General features: G+C 66.3%; 17 protein-coding genes. 7 read left to right on the top strand and 10 right to left on the bottom strand.

What is annotated here, in order from left to right:
* Positions 1–13: 13 nt before the first annotated feature.
* Entirely contained in the window at positions 14–1,108 is a 1,095-nt protein-coding gene (gene hisC, locus QA642_RS05300) for a histidinol-phosphate transaminase (RefSeq protein WP_283083716.1), read from the top strand.
* The gene (locus QA642_RS05295; RefSeq protein WP_283083715.1) at positions 1,105–2,043 is read left to right on the top strand and encodes a prephenate/arogenate dehydrogenase family protein; all 939 of its coding nucleotides are present in this window, start codon (positions 1,105–1,107) and stop codon (positions 2,041–2,043) included. Before hisC ends, QA642_RS05295 begins: the two co-directional genes overlap by 4 nt.
* 126 nt (positions 2,044–2,169) lie before the next feature.
* Here QA642_RS05295 and QA642_RS05290 read toward each other — a convergent pair whose 3' ends face one another.
* Positions 2,170–3,354 carry a DUF2125 domain-containing protein gene (locus tag QA642_RS05290; RefSeq protein WP_283083714.1) on the bottom strand — a complete coding sequence of 395 codons (1,185 nt, stop codon included), beginning with the start codon at positions 3,352–3,354 and terminating at the stop codon, positions 2,170–2,172.
* 110 nt (positions 3,355–3,464) lie between these two features.
* On the opposite strand from QA642_RS05290, the gene QA642_RS05285 reads away from it, so the two are divergent.
* Positions 3,465–4,070: a gamma-glutamylcyclotransferase gene (locus tag QA642_RS05285; RefSeq protein WP_283083713.1), complete on the top strand. Its 606-nt coding sequence runs from the start codon at positions 3,465–3,467 to the stop codon at positions 4,068–4,070.
* On the opposite strand, the gene QA642_RS05280 is transcribed toward QA642_RS05285, so the two are convergent.
* The 4 genes from QA642_RS05280 to ftsE form a co-directional block, all read right to left on the bottom strand.
* Complete coding sequence (locus tag QA642_RS05280) at positions 4,067–4,840, bottom strand: lysophospholipid acyltransferase family protein (protein ID WP_283083712.1); 774 nt, start codon at positions 4,838–4,840, stop codon at positions 4,067–4,069. The two genes, QA642_RS05285 and QA642_RS05280, sit on opposite strands and share 4 nt — an antisense overlap.
* Before the next feature lie 11 nt (positions 4,841–4,851).
* Positions 4,852–5,556, bottom strand: a complete 705-nt coding sequence (locus QA642_RS05275) for a YdcF family protein (RefSeq protein ID WP_283083711.1) — start codon at positions 5,554–5,556, stop codon at positions 4,852–4,854.
* A 107-nt stretch (positions 5,557–5,663) separates the two neighbouring features.
* Positions 5,664–6,632, bottom strand: a complete 969-nt coding sequence (locus QA642_RS05270; protein WP_283083710.1) for an ABC transporter permease — start codon at positions 6,630–6,632, stop codon at positions 5,664–5,666.
* A complete protein-coding gene (gene ftsE, locus QA642_RS05265; RefSeq protein WP_018646542.1) occupies positions 6,625–7,284 on the bottom strand; it encodes a cell division ATP-binding protein FtsE in 660 nt (219 codons plus the stop codon). Before ftsE ends, QA642_RS05270 begins: the two co-directional genes overlap by 8 nt.
* A gap of 175 nt (positions 7,285–7,459) precedes the next feature.
* Between ftsE and QA642_RS05260 the strand changes: the two genes are divergently transcribed.
* Complete coding sequence (locus QA642_RS05260) at positions 7,460–8,338, top strand: MJ0042-type zinc finger domain-containing protein (RefSeq protein ID WP_283083709.1); 879 nt, start codon at positions 7,460–7,462, stop codon at positions 8,336–8,338.
* A gap of 47 nt (positions 8,339–8,385) precedes the next feature.
* On the top strand, positions 8,386–8,760 hold the full coding sequence (locus QA642_RS05255; protein WP_283083708.1) for a response regulator: 375 nt from the start codon (positions 8,386–8,388) through the stop codon (positions 8,758–8,760).
* A 140-nt stretch (positions 8,761–8,900) separates the two neighbouring features.
* Here QA642_RS05255 and QA642_RS05250 read toward each other — a convergent pair whose 3' ends face one another.
* Positions 8,901–10,040 carry a DUF4175 family protein gene (locus QA642_RS05250; RefSeq protein ID WP_283083707.1) on the bottom strand — a complete coding sequence of 380 codons (1,140 nt, stop codon included), beginning with the start codon at positions 10,038–10,040 and terminating at the stop codon, positions 8,901–8,903.
* A complete protein-coding gene (locus QA642_RS05245; RefSeq protein WP_283083706.1) occupies positions 10,028–11,974 on the bottom strand; it encodes a TIGR02302 family protein in 1,947 nt (648 codons plus the stop codon). Before QA642_RS05245 ends, QA642_RS05250 begins: the two co-directional genes overlap by 13 nt.
* 168 nt (positions 11,975–12,142) lie before the next feature.
* Here QA642_RS05245 and QA642_RS05240 point away from each other — a divergent pair, with 168 nt between their 5' ends.
* On the top strand, positions 12,143–12,526 hold the full coding sequence (locus QA642_RS05240; RefSeq protein ID WP_008567285.1) for a carboxymuconolactone decarboxylase family protein: 384 nt from the start codon (positions 12,143–12,145) through the stop codon (positions 12,524–12,526).
* Between the two features lie 136 nt (positions 12,527–12,662).
* Positions 12,663–13,553 carry an NAD(P)-dependent oxidoreductase gene (locus tag QA642_RS05235; protein WP_283083705.1) on the top strand — a complete coding sequence of 297 codons (891 nt, stop codon included), beginning with the start codon at positions 12,663–12,665 and terminating at the stop codon, positions 13,551–13,553.
* A gap of 103 nt (positions 13,554–13,656) precedes the next feature.
* Here QA642_RS05235 and lysA read toward each other — a convergent pair whose 3' ends face one another.
* The 3 genes from lysA to argH form a co-directional block, all read right to left on the bottom strand.
* The gene (lysA, locus tag QA642_RS05230; protein ID WP_283083704.1) at positions 13,657–14,922 is read right to left on the bottom strand and encodes a diaminopimelate decarboxylase; all 1,266 of its coding nucleotides are present in this window, start codon (positions 14,920–14,922) and stop codon (positions 13,657–13,659) included.
* 23 nt (positions 14,923–14,945) lie between these two features.
* Positions 14,946–15,236 (bottom strand): lipoprotein, encoded by a 291-nt coding sequence (locus QA642_RS05225; RefSeq protein WP_283083703.1) that lies wholly within the window; start codon positions 15,234–15,236, stop codon positions 14,946–14,948.
* 93 nt (positions 15,237–15,329) lie between these two features.
* Positions 15,330–16,727, bottom strand: a complete 1,398-nt coding sequence (gene argH / locus QA642_RS05220) for an argininosuccinate lyase (RefSeq protein WP_283083702.1) — start codon at positions 16,725–16,727, stop codon at positions 15,330–15,332.
* Positions 16,728–16,791: the final 64 nt, after the last annotated feature.

Below are 16,791 nucleotides of genomic sequence, written 5' to 3'. Positions count from 1 at the left end.
TCCGGAGTTGAAGATGTCCCGCCCCGTGCCGAATCCCGGCATTCTCGATATTGCGCCCTACACGCCCGGCAAGAGCCCGGTGCCGGAGCCGGGCCGCAAGGTGTTCAAGCTCTCGGCCAACGAGACCCCGTTCGGACCCTCGCCGAAGGCGATCGAGGCCTTCAAGCGCGTGGCGGATCATCTGGAGGATTATCCGGAAGGCACCTCGCGCGTGCTGCGCGAGGCGATCGGCCGCTCGTTCGGGCTCGACCCCAACCGCATCATCTGCGGCGCTGGCTCGGACGAGATCCTCAACCTGCTCGCCCACACCTATCTCAGCCAGGGCGACGAGGCGATCTCGACCACCCACGGGTTCCTGGTCTACCCGATCGCGACCATGGCGGTGGGCGCCAAGAACGTCGTCGCGCAGGAGACCAACCTCACCTGCAACGTCGACGCCATCCTCAAGGCGGTGACACCGAAGACGAAGCTGGTCTGGCTCGCCAACCCCAACAACCCGACCGGCACCTATGTGCCGTTCGACGAGGTCAAGCGGCTGCGCGCCGGCCTGCCGTCGCACGTGCTGCTGGTGCTGGATGCCGCCTATTCCGACTATGTCTCGCGCAACGATTACGAGATGGGAATCGAGCTGGTCGCCACCACCGAGAACACGGTGGTGACGCACACCTTCTCCAAGATCCACGGGCTTGCCGCGCTGCGCATCGGCTGGATGTTCGGCCCCGAGCACATCATCGACGCCGTCAACCGCATCCGCGGGCCGTTCAACGTGTCGACGCCGGCGATGTACGCCGCGGTCGCCGCCATTGAAGACACCGCGCACCAGGCGATGTCGAAGCAGTTCACCGAGACCTGGCGCAACTGGCTGACCGAAGAGATCGGCAAGCTCGGACTGAAGGTGACGCCGAGTGTCGCCAATTTCGTGCTTATCCACTTCCCGACCGACGGCAAGACCTCGGACGCGGCCGACGCCTACCTCACCAAGCGCGGCCTCGTGCTGCGCGCGCTGAAGAATTACGGCCTGCCGCATTCGCTGCGCATGACCATCGGCACCGAGGAGGCCAACCGCCTCGTGGTCGACGCCTTGCGCGACTTCATGGCCGGCAAATGAGCGCGACACCACACTTCCAGCGCGTCGCGCTGATCGGCTTCGGCCTGATCGGCGGCTCGATCGCGCGCGCTGCGAAGCTCCAGGGCCTGGCAGGCGAGATCGTCACCACCGCGCGCTCGGAGAAGACGCGCGCGCGGGTGATGGAGCTCGGCATCGTCGACCACGTCGTGGCGACCAATGCGGAGGCGGTGAAGGACGCCGATCTCGTCATCCTCTGCATTCCCGTCGGCGCCTGCGGCGAGGTGGCAAAGGAGATCGCCGATCATCTGAAGCCCGGTGCTATTATCTCCGACGTCGGCTCGGTGAAGGGCGCGGTGGTCAGGGACATGGCGCCGCATCTGCCGAAGACCGTCCATTTCGTGCCGGCGCATCCCGTCGCGGGCACCGAGCATTCGGGCCCGGATTCCGGCTTCGCCGAGCTCTTCATCAACCGCTGGTGCATTTTGACGCCGCCGGAGGGCGTCGATGCGGCGGCGACCGATCGGCTGCGCGCGTTCTGGGCGGCGATGGGCGCCAAGGTCGAGGTGATGACGCCGGATCATCATGATCTCGTGCTCGCCATCACCAGCCACCTGCCGCATCTGATCGCCTACACCATCGTCGGCACCGCCGACGAGCTCGCGCAGGTGACGGAGTCAGAGGTGATCAAGTTCTCCGCCGGCGGCTTTCGCGACTTCACCCGCATCGCGGCGTCCGATCCGACGATGTGGCGCGACGTCTTCCTCGCCAACAAGGAAGCCGTGCTGGAGATGCTTGGCACCTTCACCGAGGATCTCGCCAAGCTCACCCGCGCGATCCGACGTGGCGACGGCGAGGCGCTGTTCGACCATTTCACCCGCACCCGCGCCATCCGCCGCGGCATCGTCGAGATCGGCCAGGATTCGGCGGCAGCCGATTTCGGGCGCGAGCACGGGCGGCTCGGCAAGAAGCCATAGCGCGTTTCTCTCCGTCATGGCCGGGCTTGACCCGGCCATCCACGCGCTTCCGCGATTGAACAGAGACGTGGATGCCCGGGACAAGCCCGGGCATGACGACGGAGCGTTTGGCGGGGCGTGCCGTGTTTAATACAGCGGCGGGATCTGGCCGACCTTGATCGGGCCGAGCAGCACGGCGCCATCGACGAATTTCAGCGGGAAGCTGCGCGCCTTCTTGCCTTCCAGCGTGCTCTCGGTGCCGATCGAATTGATTCCGGCGGCAACGCCGGCATTGGCGTTCTGCTTGATCACCTTGCCGAGGCCGGGCACGGCGCGATCAAGCGCACCGAAGAGATTGTTGAGGTCCTGCGACTTCATACCGGGCGCGACACGGTCGAGGGTCGCCTGCGGCACGCCCTCCTCCAGCATCTTCTCGATGCCGAGCGCGGGGATGACGCGCTCGAGGCCCGTCACCGTCATCTGCAATTCGCCATCGAGCCGGCCATTGGCGGAGAGGCCGAGCGTGCCGGCCGCGACCGCGATCATCTCGCCCTGCTGGATGCGCGACTGCACGATCTCGACATGGCCGCCTGCGGCCTGGATCTCGCGGAAGCGCTGCGGCCAGGGCTTTGGCGTGAGGTCGGAAAGGCCGGTGATCTTCGCGCGCGTGTCGGCTTCGAACGGCTCGGCGAGCAGGGGGTGAACGCCCTGGATGCTGCCTTGCGCGACGTGAAGCACGGTCTCGATGACAGGATGATCGGAGGTCGATCCGTCCGCCAGGCGCCCGTGCAACTCGACCTGCTTGGCGCGGGCGAGCGGCACCTGCACGCTGCCGTCGAGCCGGTTGACGCTGGGATCATCGAACACGATGGAAGCGCGGTCCGGCACCGCCGGCAAGCCGACCACGCTGCTGCGGCCCTTGCTCCAGTTCACCACGAAGGTGTTTTGCGTGATGCCATCGGTCAGCGTCGCCGGCGCGGAGAATTCGGCGATGACATGTCTGGGATCGTAAACTTGGGCGACCACCAGGATATTGTCGAGCTTCGCCGTGAACGGCGTCTTGCTGGCGTTCTGCGACACCAGGGCGACGCTGGCGCCGGAGCACTGCACCTCGAAGCGGAACGGGAAGCCGGCGATCGAGCGCTTGGCGCAATCATAGATGCGGCCGGCCTTGGCCTCCTGCGCGCGCCAGGCATCCGCGGCCACTTCGGCCTGCGAGGCCGCAAAGAACCAGAAGCCGCTCCACGCGAGGGCGAGGATCAGGAGGAGAACGGGTGCGATGAAAAGGCGCCAACGGGAGCGCCGGCCTGCGGCAACGGTCATATCGGACATGCGGCGACCCTTTGGCCCCAGATTTTGTCAAATGTAAGCGAGGTCCGGTCCCGCCGAAAGGCTGAGAATCCGCTTCGCTTGGGGGCCCGGTTCTGGTAGCCGTGCCCGAAATGTCGGAAATCACCCTCCCCTCCATCACCACAGCCAAAGGCGACCTCTGGGTGTTCGGCTACGGCTCGCTGATGTGGCGGCCGGGCTTCGAATTCGAGGAGCGCGTCCCGGCGCGGCTGGTCGGCGAGCACCGAGCGCTCTGCGTCTATTCCTTCGTGCATCGCGGCACGCCGGAGAAGCCGGGCCTGGTGCTCGGGCTCGACCGCGGCGGCGCCTGCCGCGGCATTGCCTTCCGCGTCGCCGAGACGAACCGCACCGACGTCGTCGCCTACTTGCGCGCGCGCGAGCAGGTCACCTCGGTCTATCGCGAGGTGATGCGCTCGGTGTGGCTGGAGAACGATGCGCGCCAGCGCGTCCCCGCGCTCGCCTATGTGGTCGACCGCGGCCATGTCCAATATGCCGGCCGGCTGTCGCTCGCCGAGCAGCACCGCCACGTGATCCAGGGCCACGGCCAGTCCGGCGCCAACCGCGACTACGTCACGGCGACGGTGAAGGCGATCGAGGCCGAGGGCTTTCGCGACACGCAATTGCATCAGCTCGCGACCATGCTGCATGGGGAAGCACATTCGCTGCACGCACCCGACGAAGACAGCGAAAGCCGCTAGCTCGCCGACGGCGCATAGCTCGGCGCAGAGCCGATCAGCTGCTCCTGCTCTTTCCGCCCTGCTTCGACGAGGCGGGCGGTCGCGTCTTCGATCGACGTCTGCACGCGGGAGAGAAACTCGTCCTTCGGCAGGCCCGGCGGCAGCGGATCGAGGAACTCCACCACCAGCGTGCCGGGATAGCGCATGAAGGTACGGCGCGGCCAGAACAGGCCAGAATTGAGCGCGATCGGCAGGCAGGCGACGCCGCAGGACGAATAGATCTGCGCAAAGCCGGTCTTGTAATCAGGCGGCGCGCCCGGCGCGCGGCGCGTGCCCTCCGGAAAGATCACGAGCTGGCGGCCGCTGCGCACCGCCTCGCGCGCGCGGCGCGTCATGTCGAGGAGCGCCTTCACGCCGGCATTGCGATCGATCGCGATCATGCCGGTCTTGACCAGGAATTGGCCGAACACCGGGATCTGCATCAGCTGACGCTTGAGGATGAAGATCGGGCGGTTGAAGAAGCCCGGCAACACGAACGTCTCCCAGAACGACTGGTGCTTCGCCACGATCAGCAGCGGCCCGGCCGGGATCTTCTCCGCACCCCGGAATTCCACCTTGATGTTGCAGACGACGCGCATCAGCACCAACGTCGCCTTCGCCCACCATTGGGCGACCGTCAGCATGGCGCGCGGCGGCAATGCGAAGGTCGGCAGCGCCACGATCGCAAGGCACACCAGCACGGTGTAGAACAGCACGTTGAACACGAGCGAGCGCAGGAAAATCAGGAACATCGAGGGTCCGATCAATTGGCCTGTGCGGTGGCGGGCCGCTTCGGTTGCTGGCCTTGAGGCTGCTCCGACATCTCGGGCGAAAGGTCAATCCCGAAATCCTCCAGGCGGACCCTGATCTCGGCCGCGACATACTTGACATATTCGGACAGGAGCAGCCGCAAGGTCGAGGCCGAGGTCCACCAGGGCTCCTCGCGCCATTTCTCGCCGACCACCGCGAACGGAATCAGCGTCGTCTCCGGCATCGCATGCGAGAACTCCACCAGCGCGCGTGGCATGTGATAGTTCGAGGTGACCACGATCAGCGACTTGAAGCCGCGCCCTTCGGCCCAGCGCCGCGCCTCCGCCGCGTTGCCGCGGGTCGAGACCGCGGTGCGGTCGAGATCGACACAGCAATGCATGAAGGACTGGTTCTCCGGCAGGGTCCGGGAGATGTCGCTCGCGGTCGAGGTCGGATGCACGCCGGAGATCAGCAGCCGCTGGCCGTAGCCGGCAGCCAGCAGCTCCATCGCGTCCGACACCCGCGAGGAGCCGCCGGTCAGGACCACGATGCCGTCGGCCTTGCGGCTAGGGGCGATCTCGGCGCCCCGTAGTTGCGACAGGAACGCGATGAAGCCCGCCGCCGCGCCGACGAAGGCGAACGCGATCGTCGAGACCAATGCCGCCCGCAGCCAGCCGCGCGGCATTTTCGGCGATCGATCGTCGGCCCTTGAGGTCATGTGATGTCGGTGATCCCTTCCCGAGATGATTTTAAGACGTTTTGAGACGAAGTGGAGTCCGGTTTCTTCACCCTCTTCCCCTTGTGGGAGAAGGATGAAGAACGCACTCAATCAATGTCATTCAATGTCGCGAACAGGGTCTGGCGCGAGGCGGCAGCGGTGATGGCGCCGATCAGCACCGCCTGCACCGCGAGCACGACATAGCCTGACGGCCGCAGGGAGAAGGTGCCGAGCAGCGCCGCGAATTGGTCGCCGACCGGCGTGCCGGAAAACCATCCGGCGATCGATTCGGAGAAGCCGAACACCAGCATGGCGACGCCGCCGCCGATCACGCCGCCCTCCAGCCCCAGGCGGAGGAAATGACGCAGGAAGTGGTTGGCGATGTAGCGGTCGCCGGCGCCGACGAAATGCAGGACCTCGACGATCGGGCGGTTCGCCGCCATGGCGCCGCGGGTCGCGAACGACACCGAGATGATGGTCGCGACGATGACGAGCGCGAGGATGCCGATGCCGGCGAGCACGGTGGCATTGGTCATCGAGCGCATGCGCTCGATCCAGGCGCGGTGATCGTCGACGCTGGCGCTTGGCGCCACCTGCGTCACACGCGCGCGCAAGGCAGCGAGATCGATCGGCGTGCCGGGCTGCACCCGCGCGATGATCATGCGCGGCACCGGCAGGTCGTCCATCGACAGGCCCGTGCCGAGCCAGGGCTCGAGCAGCTTGCCGCTCTCGTCCTTGCTGAACGGCTTGACCTCGACGATGCCGGCCTGCGCGCGCATCGCCTCGGTCACCGCCGCGGTGTCGCGATCGAGATCGCGCCCCGCCTGGGGACGGACCTGGATGGTGATCTCGCTTGCGACATCCGATTGCCATTCCGCGGCGGAGGCGCTGACGAGGAGCACCGTGCCCGTCGTCATCGACGCCAGGAACGTCATGATGGCGACGACGGCGACCAGCGCGCGGCCATGGATCGAGGCGCGCGGCACGATCGGCGACATGTTGCGCGCCTTGGCCGGAAGCTGCGGACGCTCCTGTCCGAGGTCGACCAGCACGCCGCGCTCGTCGGTCCTACTCATAGACGTGCAGCCGTCCCTGATGCAGCACCAGCCGCCGCGCCTCGTACTGGTCCATCAGGCCGATGTCGTGGGTGGCGATGATGACGGCGGTGCCTGACTTGTTGAGCTCGATGAACAGCCGCAGCAGGCGGCGGCCGAGCGTCGGATCGACGCTGCCGGTCGGCTCGTCGGCGAGCAACAGCTGCGGCCGCGAGATCACGGCGCGCGCGATCGCGGCGCGCTGCTTCTCGCCGCCGGACAGGATCGGCGGCAGTGCGTCCATGCGGTCGCCGAGCCCGACCCAGCGCAAGAGGTCGATGACCTCCTTGCGGTAGCTCGACTCGCTGCGGCCCATGACACGGAACGGCAGCGCGACGTTCTCGTAGGTGGTCATGTGGTCGAGCAGGCGGAAATCCTGGAGCACGATGCCGATGCGCTTGCGCAAATCGGCGATCTCGTCCTTGCCGAGTTGCGAGATGTCGTGGCCGAACAGATTGACGAGGCCCCGCGTCGGCCGGTGCGACAGGAACAGCAGGCGCAGCAGCGACGTCTTGCCGGCGCCCGACGGGCCGGTGAGGAATTGGAACGAATGCGCTGGAATCTGGAAGCTGAGGTCGCGCAGGATCTCCGGCCCCAGTCCGTAACGCAATCCGACATTTTCGAACCGAACCAAGTTCAGCTCCGTTCGAGAGGGGGCCGCGCCGCGGCACCCCGCCACACGCGATCAAGGGGTTGTGCGACCGTTATGGTTTCCGGTTCGTTAACGGTCGCCCTGTAGCATTTAGAGCGCCCGGCTCTCCTTGGCCGGGGCATCGTCAAGACCAGTCCGTGCATCAAGGCCCGTGTCCATGCATATCGTCTGTCCGCATTGTACGACATCCTACGCCATCAAGCTCGCTAGCCTTGGGACGAACGGACGGACGGTCCGCTGCTCCCGCTGCAAGGAGACCTGGGTTGCCTATGCCGATGATGCCATCGAGGAGGCATCCGTTCCGGCCATGGCCGCAGCCAGCCAGTCCGAGGACCAGTCCGACCTCGCCGAGCAGTGGAACTCCTACGCCAAGGACGACGGTGCCGCCGATACACCCGTCGTCGACAGCCCCTCCATCGCCAGCGACTGGCCGGCCGACGAGGCCAAGGACATGGAGGACGAGTGGTCGGCGGCCGCCCGCGCCGCCGAAGAGGACGCGGTCGGCGCACAGCACCAGTCCTGGTTCCGCGGCCTGTTCAGCCGCCGCGGCGCGCGCGTGAGCCGCCCGATCCCCGCCGCGACGCCGCGCAAATCCCATTTCGGCCTGCCCATGGCCTGCGCCGCCATGGGCGCGCTGGTGCTGGCCCTGATCATCTGGCGCGGCGACATGGTGCGGCTGCTGCCGCAGACCGCCGCGTTCTACAAGCTGGTCGGGTTCGAGGTAAATCTGCGCGGGCTCACCTTCAAGGACGTCAAGCTCTCCAGCGAGACCGTGGACGGTAAGCAGGTGCTGGTGATCGAGGGCGTGATCGTCGGCCAGGGCAAGAAGCCGCTCGATATCCCGCGGCTGCGCTTTGCCGTGCGCGACGCGCAAGGCGCGGAGATCTACGCCTGGAACACCGTGCTGGAACAGACCGTGCTGCAACCCGGCGAGCGCGCCTTCTTCCGCTCGCGCCTGGCCTCGCCGCCGCCGGAGGGCCGCAACATCGACGTCCGCTTCTTCAACCGACGCGACATCGCCGGCGGCAGCGTATAATTGATCTCGCGTATTCTCCACGGGAGGTTGGTCCCAAGGTTGGTCTCATGCCGAAAATCCTGATCGCCGACGACGAGGATTCGATGCGCCAGCTGGTGGCGCGCGCCATCGCCATGGACGGCCACGAGATCGTCACCGCGCAGGACGGCGCCGAGGCATTGGAGATCCTGACCCGCGAGGACGGCGCGTTCGACCTGCTGCTCACCGACATCCAGATGCCGGTCATGGATGGCATCGCGCTGGCGCTCTCGGCCGCGCGCGATTTTCCCGACCTCACCATCCTGCTGATGACCGGCTTTGCCGACCAGCGCGAGCGCGCCTCGAACCTCAATGCGCTGGTGCATGACGTCGTGACAAAGCCGTTCTCGGTGGCCGACATCCGCACCGCGGTGGCGGACGCGCTGGCGGCGAAGAAGGGGTAGCGGGCAACAGCAGCCACACATTCCGCTGTCATGCCCCGCGAAGGCGGGGCATCCAGTACGCCGCAGCCTATCGGTCAAATCACAACCGTTTCGGAGTACTGGATCGCCCGCCTTCGCGGGCGATGACACTGCGGGTGACGTCAAAAATCCTTCAGCAGCCGCTCGATATAGTCGAGCTCGATCTGCGGGCGCGAAGGATCGCCGAGGCGGCGGCGGAGCTCTTCGAGGATGCGGCGGACGCGCTGGGCATCGATCTCGCCGGGGATCTTCACCGTGTAGTCGTCGCTGAGATCGCGGCCATGGAGCGGGCGGCCGAGCGGATCGGTCTGGTTGCTGCCGCTCTGCTGACGGCCGGCGCGGTTGCCGGGGCCGTCGCCCTGGCCCTCGCCATCGCCCTGCTGCATCGCCTCGGCCATCTTCTGCGCGCCCTTGCGCAAGGCCTCGAGAGCCTTGCCCTGGGAGTCCACGGCGCCGTCGGCATTGCCCTCGCCGAGCTTCGAGCCGGCGTCGCCCATGGCGCCGTCGGCAGCGTCCAGACCGCCATCGTCATCACCGTCCTGATCGCCATCCTGGCCGGGCTGGCCCTGGTCGCCCTGCTGACCCTGCTGGCCTTTCTGATTCTGACCCTTTTGCCCCTTCTGCATGAGGCCGCGCTTGGCGAGCTGGTCCTGAAGCTTCTTCAGGCGGTCGCGCAGCGCCTGCTGGTCCTGCTGCAGGTCCGACATCGACTGATCGCCCTGCTTGCCACGCGAACGATCGCGCCGGGAATCCTGGCCCTGCTTGAAGGTCTTGTCGCGCAATTGCTGCTGCTTGCGGATCATGTCGCTGAGCTCGTTCAGCGCCTGCTCCATCTCGCTGTCTCCGGATTGCCCGGGCTGCGCCATCTGGAGGTTTTCCATGATCTGCGCCAGCTGCTCGAGCAGGCGCTGGGCGGCTTCTTTATTGCCTTCGCGCGCGGCTTTCTCGATCTGCTTCAGGAGGTCGTCGAGATCGCGCTGCGTGATGACGGAACGATCGCGATTGGAGGACTGGCTGCGTTCGGTCGCGCGCTTGTATTCCTCGAGCTTCTGGATCGCATCGGACTGGTTGTTCAGGCTCTTGCCGGATTCCTTCTGCCGGAGGCTGTCGCCGGAATCCTGCATGGCCTTTTCCGCGCTGTCGAGCAGCGCGTCAGGATCCTGATCGAGCTGGGCAGCGGCAGGCGCGACGCCTCCGAGCAGGAAGGCGAAGCAGGCGATCGAGATCGCCTTCAAGACTGGCACGCGCGCTAGCTTCCGCATTTCCGGTCCCGCGTAAACTGGTTGGCCCCGTCCTCGCCTTTGTTGGCCCGACTGTTCGCCGACTTCCGATAGGCCTGAAGCTGCTGGCGCAATGCGTCCTGCTGCTGCGCCAGCTCTTCGAGCTGCTCGGGCGTGGCATGCTGGGTCTTTTGTCGCAACTCGATCGCCTTGTCGAGAATGAGCTGAACCTCCGCGGGGAACGGCTGCCGGGCTCCGAGCGGGTTCTGCTCGGCGCGCCGGGCGAGATCGCGCACCTTGCCGGCCATGGCCTCGCGCAGCTTCTGCGTCAGCACCCGGATCTCGTCCTCGCTGGCGCCGCGTTCCAGCGCGTGCTTGAGCGCGTCCTGCGCCGCGCGCAGCGCGGCGTTGACGCTGCCGGCGACACCGTCGTCCTCGATGGTGGTCGCGAACGCCCACATGCTCGCCACCACTTCGCGCAGCGCATCGTCGGTGCGGGCCGCCTCGAGCTGGGACGCCAGGCTGCGCAGGCCGAGATAGCAGCCGGCATCCGGCGTGAACAATTCGGGTGCGATCATCAGCGCGTCGAGCGCGGCGTAGACCTCGGAATTCTTGTTGGCGTCGAGCGCGAGGATGCGACGCTGCTCGATCAGCGCGCGCGCGAGCGAGTTGGTGAACAGGCGCTCGGGCAGGCGCATGTTGAAGGGATCGCTCTTGGCCTCGTTGCCGGCCTCGTCCTTCGCGGTCAGCGTCAGCGTGACGTCGGCGCCGGCATAGGGATCCTCGCTGAGGTCCTTCACCGTCTGGCCGACGCCGTTGCGGGTCCGCGCGTTCGGCAGCACCAGCGGGAATTTCGGCGGCTGGAACAGCGGCCGCGCGGCCGCCCTGGTGTCGGCGTCCTTGCCACCATTCTTGCTGGCATCCCCGGCATCGGCGGGGCGCAAGCCAATTTGCGCTTCGGCGCCGGTGACGCCGTAATCATCCTCGATCTTGTAGGAGAGCTGGAGCCCGCCGCGGGCCTGACGCTCCGGATCCTTGGCGAGCGCGATCGTCGGCGGGTGGTCCGGCGTTGCCGCGAAGGCCCATTGCGGCTGGCCCGAGGGCGCGCGCACATGCGCTGTGCCGTCGCCGGTGATGGCAAAATGCTTTTCGTTGGTGCCCTTGGGCGTGGCCTCGGTGGGAGCGACCTCCTTGAGGCCGCCGGAGACGGTGACATCGAGGCTGCCGCCCGAGGAGCGCACGATCAGGGTTGAGCCGGCGGGAACGGCGAGCGGGCCAGAGGCCGGCAGCGCCGCGGCCTCCTTGTTGGCGGCCGACAGGATCACCGGCGGCTTGCCGGTGTAGAGCGGCGGGGTGACCCAGGCATCGACGCGGACATTCGTCGGCGCCAGCACACCGTTCCAGTCGAAGGCGGCACCAAGCCGCATCGCGCGCTCGTCGCCGGCGGCGAAGAAGGTCGCAACCAGCAACACCATCACCAGCGCGCGCAGCGCCCAGGGATCGTGGATGGCGAGGCGCGGATGCGGCAGACCGGCGCGGATGCGCTTGAGCGAGGCCAGCGTGCGCTCGCGCTGCGCCTGCCACAGCGCCTGCGCAACCGGATCCTGCGAGGTCAACGTGTCGGTCAGCGTGGTCGCCGGGCGGTGACGAATGCCGGAGCCGCGATCGAGCCGGGCGAGCGCCTCCTCACGGCTCGGCCAGCGGAAACGAACCAGTGGCGACAGAGCGGCAATCGCGATGCCGGCGAAAATGACAAGGCCGATGGCGCGCGCGACGAACGGCAACCCCAGCCACAGCCCGGCCCAGGACAAGGCCAGGAACAGGCCGACGACGGTCAGAAGCCGCGCCAGATTTGGCCAGGCACGCTCCCACGCGATGGCATAAATGGCCCGATCAAGGGCTTGCGCCAGCTTCAGCCGCGACAGAGCGTCACTGTTGCGGATCGGGTCTGACGGGTCGGGGGTGACGCCGTTCAATCAACTCTCCAAGTTGCCCGGTAGAGAAGCCTACCACAACGGCAGCACTGAGGCATCCGTTCCTGTACGGGAGACACCCCTTTTCCCGCATAACACGAGGACGTGACTGGTCCGCCGCAACCCCGTAATTTCCGCGCCGCCATTCCCGAGGGAGAGATAGGAAACGCCATGGACAAGAAGATGCACGACAAGGGCCTGGAAGTCCGCAAGGCGGTGCTGGGCGAGGCCTATGTCAACAATGCCCTGAAGAACGTCGACGATTTCAACCGCCCGTTCCAGGAGATGCTCAACGAATATTGCTGGGGCACGGTGTGGGGCCGCGAAGAGCTGCCGCGCAAGACCCGCAGCATGCTCAACATCGCGATGATCGCGATCCTCAACCGGCAGCACGAGTTTCGCGCGCATCTGAAGGGCGCGCTGACCAACGGCGTGACGCGCGACGAGATCCGCGAGATCCTGATGCAGGTCGCGATCTATGGCGGCATGCCCGCCGCCGTCGACAGTTTTCGTATCGCGCGCGAGGTGTTCGCGGAGATCGACGGGAAGGCGTGAGGCCGACAAACAGCATTCAACGTATTGCTCCGTCATTGCGAGCGAAGCGAAGCAATCCAGAGTTCCTCCACGGAGACAGCCTGGATTTGCTTCGTCGCTTCGCTCCTCGCAATGACGACGGGAAGGAAATAGGACCATGGACATCGGATTCATCGGCCTCGGAAACATGGGTTTCCCGATGGCGCGGCGGCTGATCGAGGCCGGCCACAAGCTCGTCGTGTTCGACACGCGCAAGGAGGTCACGGACAAGTTGGTGGCGCGCGGCGCAACCGCTGCGACATCGCCGAAGGACGTCGCCGACCAGGTCGAGACCGTGATGGCGAGCCTGCCCTCGTTGCAGGCTTCGCTCGAGGTCGCCACGGGCGCGAGCGGCGTGATCGAGGGAAGCCGCGCAAAACGCTTCATTGATCTCTCCACCGTCGGCTCGGCGATGGCGGCGAAGATTCACGGCTTGCTCGCGAAGCGCAACATCGTGCAGATCGACTGCCCGGTGTCCGGCGGCGTCGGCGGCGCCGAAAAGGGCACGCTGGCGGTGATGGTGTCGGGGCCGAAGGCGGAGTTCGAACTGCTCAAGCCCGCGCTCGACGTGATCGGAAAAGTTTTCTTCATCGGCGAGAAGCCCGGCGCGGCGCAGACCATGAAGCTCGCCAACAATTTCCTCTCGGCCACCGCCATCGTGGCAACGTCGGAGGCGGTGGTGATGGGCGTGAAAGCCGGGCTCGATCCCGCCGTGATGATCGACGTCATCAATGCCGGCTCGGGCATGAACACCGCGAGCCGCGACAAGTTTCCGCGCTCGGTGCTGCCGCGCACATTCGACTTCGGCTTCGCCACGGGATTGATGGTGAAGGACGTGCGGCTCGCGCTGGAGGAGATGAAGCAGCTCGGCCTGTCGATGGAAGTTGCCGACGCGGTGGGACGGCTATGGGAGACGGTCATCAGCGCGGAAGGCGCCGAGTCCGATTTCACCGCGGCGATCAAGCCGATCGAGAACAAGGCGGGTGTTGTGGTTGGCGAGAAGAAATAACGCCAGTCCCGTAGCCCGGATGGAGCGCAGCGTAATCCGGGGTCGGTAATGCTTGGCGAGAACCCGGATTTCGCTGCGCTCCATCCGGGCTACGGTCAATCAATCATAGCCAGGGCGCGGGTGTATCCATCGCGATCAGTTGCTCGACCTCGACGCGCGGGCGCACCACGGCGTATTGGTCGTCCTTCACCAGCACCTCGGGCACCAAGGGCCGCGTGTTGTAGGTGCCGGCCTGCACCGCGCCATAGGCGCCCGCGGTCATGATGGCGAGGAGGTCACCCGCCTTCGGCGTCGGCAGCGTACGGTCGAGCGCGAGATAGTCGCCGGTCTCGCAGACCGGGCCGACGACGTCGGCCATGATGGTGACGGCGCCCCTGGCGGGCTGCATCACCGGCAGGATGTCGTGATGGGCCTCATACAGCGTCGGGCGGATCAGATCGTTCATCGCGGCGTCGATGATGACGAAGTTCTTGCCGTCGCCATGCTTCACATAGATGACCTTGGCGACGAGGATGCCGGCATTGCCGACGATCATGCGGCCCGGCTCGAACATCAGCGTGCAGCCGAGATTGTGGCTGACGCGCTTGACCATGGCCGCATAGGCATCGGGCGCCGGCGGCGCTTCGCGGTCCATGTAATAGGGAATGCCGAGGCCGCCGCCGAAATCGACGTGGCTGATGTTGTGGCCGTCGCTGCGCAGCGTCTGCACGAATTCGGAGAGGATGCGGAACGCGGTCTCCATCTTGGACAGATCAGTGATCTGGCTGCCGATATGCACGTCGGTGCCGGTCACCTCGATACCCGGCAGCTTGGCGGCGCGAGCATAGACCTCGCGGGCATAGGCGATCGGAATGCCGAACTTGTTCTCGGACTTGCCGGTCGAGATCTTGGCGTGCGTGCCGGCATCGACGTCGGGATTGACGCGCACGGAGATGCGCGCGGTCTTGCCCATCTCGGTCGCAAGGCGCGAGAGCAGCTCAAGCTCAGGCTCGGATTCGACGTTGAGGCAGAGGATGTCGGCGGCGAGTGCTGCGCGCAGCTCTGCTTCCGTCTTTCCGACACCGGAGAACACGATCTTGCTGCCGGGAATGCCCGCGGCCAGCGCGCGCTTCAGCTCGCCGCCGGAGACGACGTCGGCGCCGGCCCCGAGCTTGGCCAGCGTGCGCAGCACGGACTGGTTGGAGTTCGCCTTCATGGCGTAGCAGACCAGCACCTTCTCGCCGGCAAAGGCGTCGGCGAAGACGCGGTAGTGCCGCTCCAGCGTCGCGGTCGAATAGCAGTAGAAAGGCGTGCCGATGGTTGCGGCCAGCTCGGACAGGTTCACCGCCTCGGCGTGCAGCACGCCGTTGCGGTAGTCGAAATGGTTCATGGCGTTGGCTCGGTTGCGCCAGCCTACCGGCTGGGTCTTTCGTCCAGGAGCGGGTCGAGGATAAACGATTTCTTGCTGCCCTTGGGCGCCGCCGGCGCAGCCTCCGCACCATAGGTGGGGTTGAACACGCTCGGCGTTTTCTGGGCTTCGATCTCGGTGTCGGTCGGCGCTGCGATATTGGCCGTGGACGCGCTGGAGGCGGTCGGCGGCAGATCCAGCGGGCCCCTGCGGCCGCAGCCGGCGAGCGCAAGCGCCGTCAGGCTCAAGACAATGATGGCCCAACCCGAGCCGGCCGGGCGAAACTTTGACGTCACGACGAAATCCCCACTACGCGGCGCGCACCATACAGAGATTGGCGCGCTCTGGCGAGAGCCGGATGACCATGAAACATAAGCGAAATTTTGCCCTCAGCCCAATTTTCGCTCTTTTTCGAGCCGCTTCGCCCAGCTCTTTGCCTGCGACGCCACGTTCTTCGGCGCGGTGCCGCCGAAGCTGGTCCGGCTCTTCACCGACGATTCGACCGAGAGCACGCCGAGCACGTCCTTGGTGATCTTGGGCTCGATCGCCTGCATGTCCTTCAGCGGCAGCTCGTGCAGCGCCACGCCACCCTCAGCGGCCTTGGCGACGATGCGGCCGGTGACGTGGTGCGCGTCGCGGAACGGCATCTTCAGCGTCCGCACCAGCCAGTCGGCAAGGTCCGTCGCGGTGGCATAGCCCTCCCCGGCGGCAGCCTTCATCTTGGCCTCGTCGGGCACGAGGTCGCGGACCATGCCGGTCATGGCGCGAATCGCCAGCGACAGCGCGGCAAAGCCCTCCATGGCGCCCTGCTTGTCCTCTTGCATGTCCTTTTGATAGGCGAGCGGCAGGCCCTTCATGACGATCAGGAGGCCGTTGAGCGCACCGATGACGCGCCCGGTCTTGGCGCGCACCAGTTCTGCGGCATCCGGGTTGCGCTTCTGCGGCATGATCGAGGAGCCCGTGGTGAACTTGTCGCTGAGGCGGATCAGGCCCACCAGCGGCGAGGTCCAGATCACGATCTCCTCGGCAAAGCGCGACATGTGCACGGCGCAGATCGAGGCCGCCGACAGCGTCTCCAGCACGAAGTCACGGTCGGAGACCGCATCGAGCGAGTTCGCCATCGGGCGGTCGAAGAGAAGCGCCTTCGCGGTGGCGTGACGGTCGATCGGGAACGAGGTGCCGGCGAGCGCGGCGGCGCCGAGCGGCGATTCGTTGAGCCGCTTGCGCGCGTCCTGGAAACGGCCGCGGTCGCGCGCGGCCATCTCGACATAGGCAAGCAGATGATGGCCGAAGGTCACGGGCTGCGCGGTCTGCAGATGCGTGAAGCCGGGCATGACGGTGCCGGCATGCTCGAGCGCGCGCGCCACCAGCGCCTGCTGGAATTCGGCGAGCGCGGCGTCGGTCTCGTCGACGATGTCGCGGACATAGAGACGGAAGTCGGTCGCGACCTGGTCGTTGCGCGAGCGCGCGGTGTGCAGGCGGCCGGCGGCGGGGCCGATCAGCTCGGACAGGCGGCTCTCGACGTTCATATGGATGTCTTCGAGCGCGCGCTTGAACGTGAAGTCGCCCTTGCCGATCTCTGACAAAATCGTGTCTAGACCCTTGCCGATATTTTTCGCATCAGAGGCCGTGATGATGCCCTTCGCGGCGAGCATCGCGGCGTGGGCCTTGGACGCGGCAATGTCCTGGGCAAAGAGGTGACGATCGACGTCGATGGAGACGTTGATCTCTTCCATGATCTCATCGGGACGTTCCGAGAACCGGCCGCCCCACATCTTGTTGCTCATGATCCCCTGCTCACGCCTTGCTTTGCCGCATGTTTGCTGGCGAAGGCCAGCCGTATTAAGAGGC

The organism is Bradyrhizobium sp. CB2312 (genome assembly GCF_029714425.1).
GTDB lineage: Bacteria > Pseudomonadota > Alphaproteobacteria > Rhizobiales > Xanthobacteraceae > Bradyrhizobium.
This window is presented reverse-complemented; position numbering and strand designations above follow the sequence as displayed.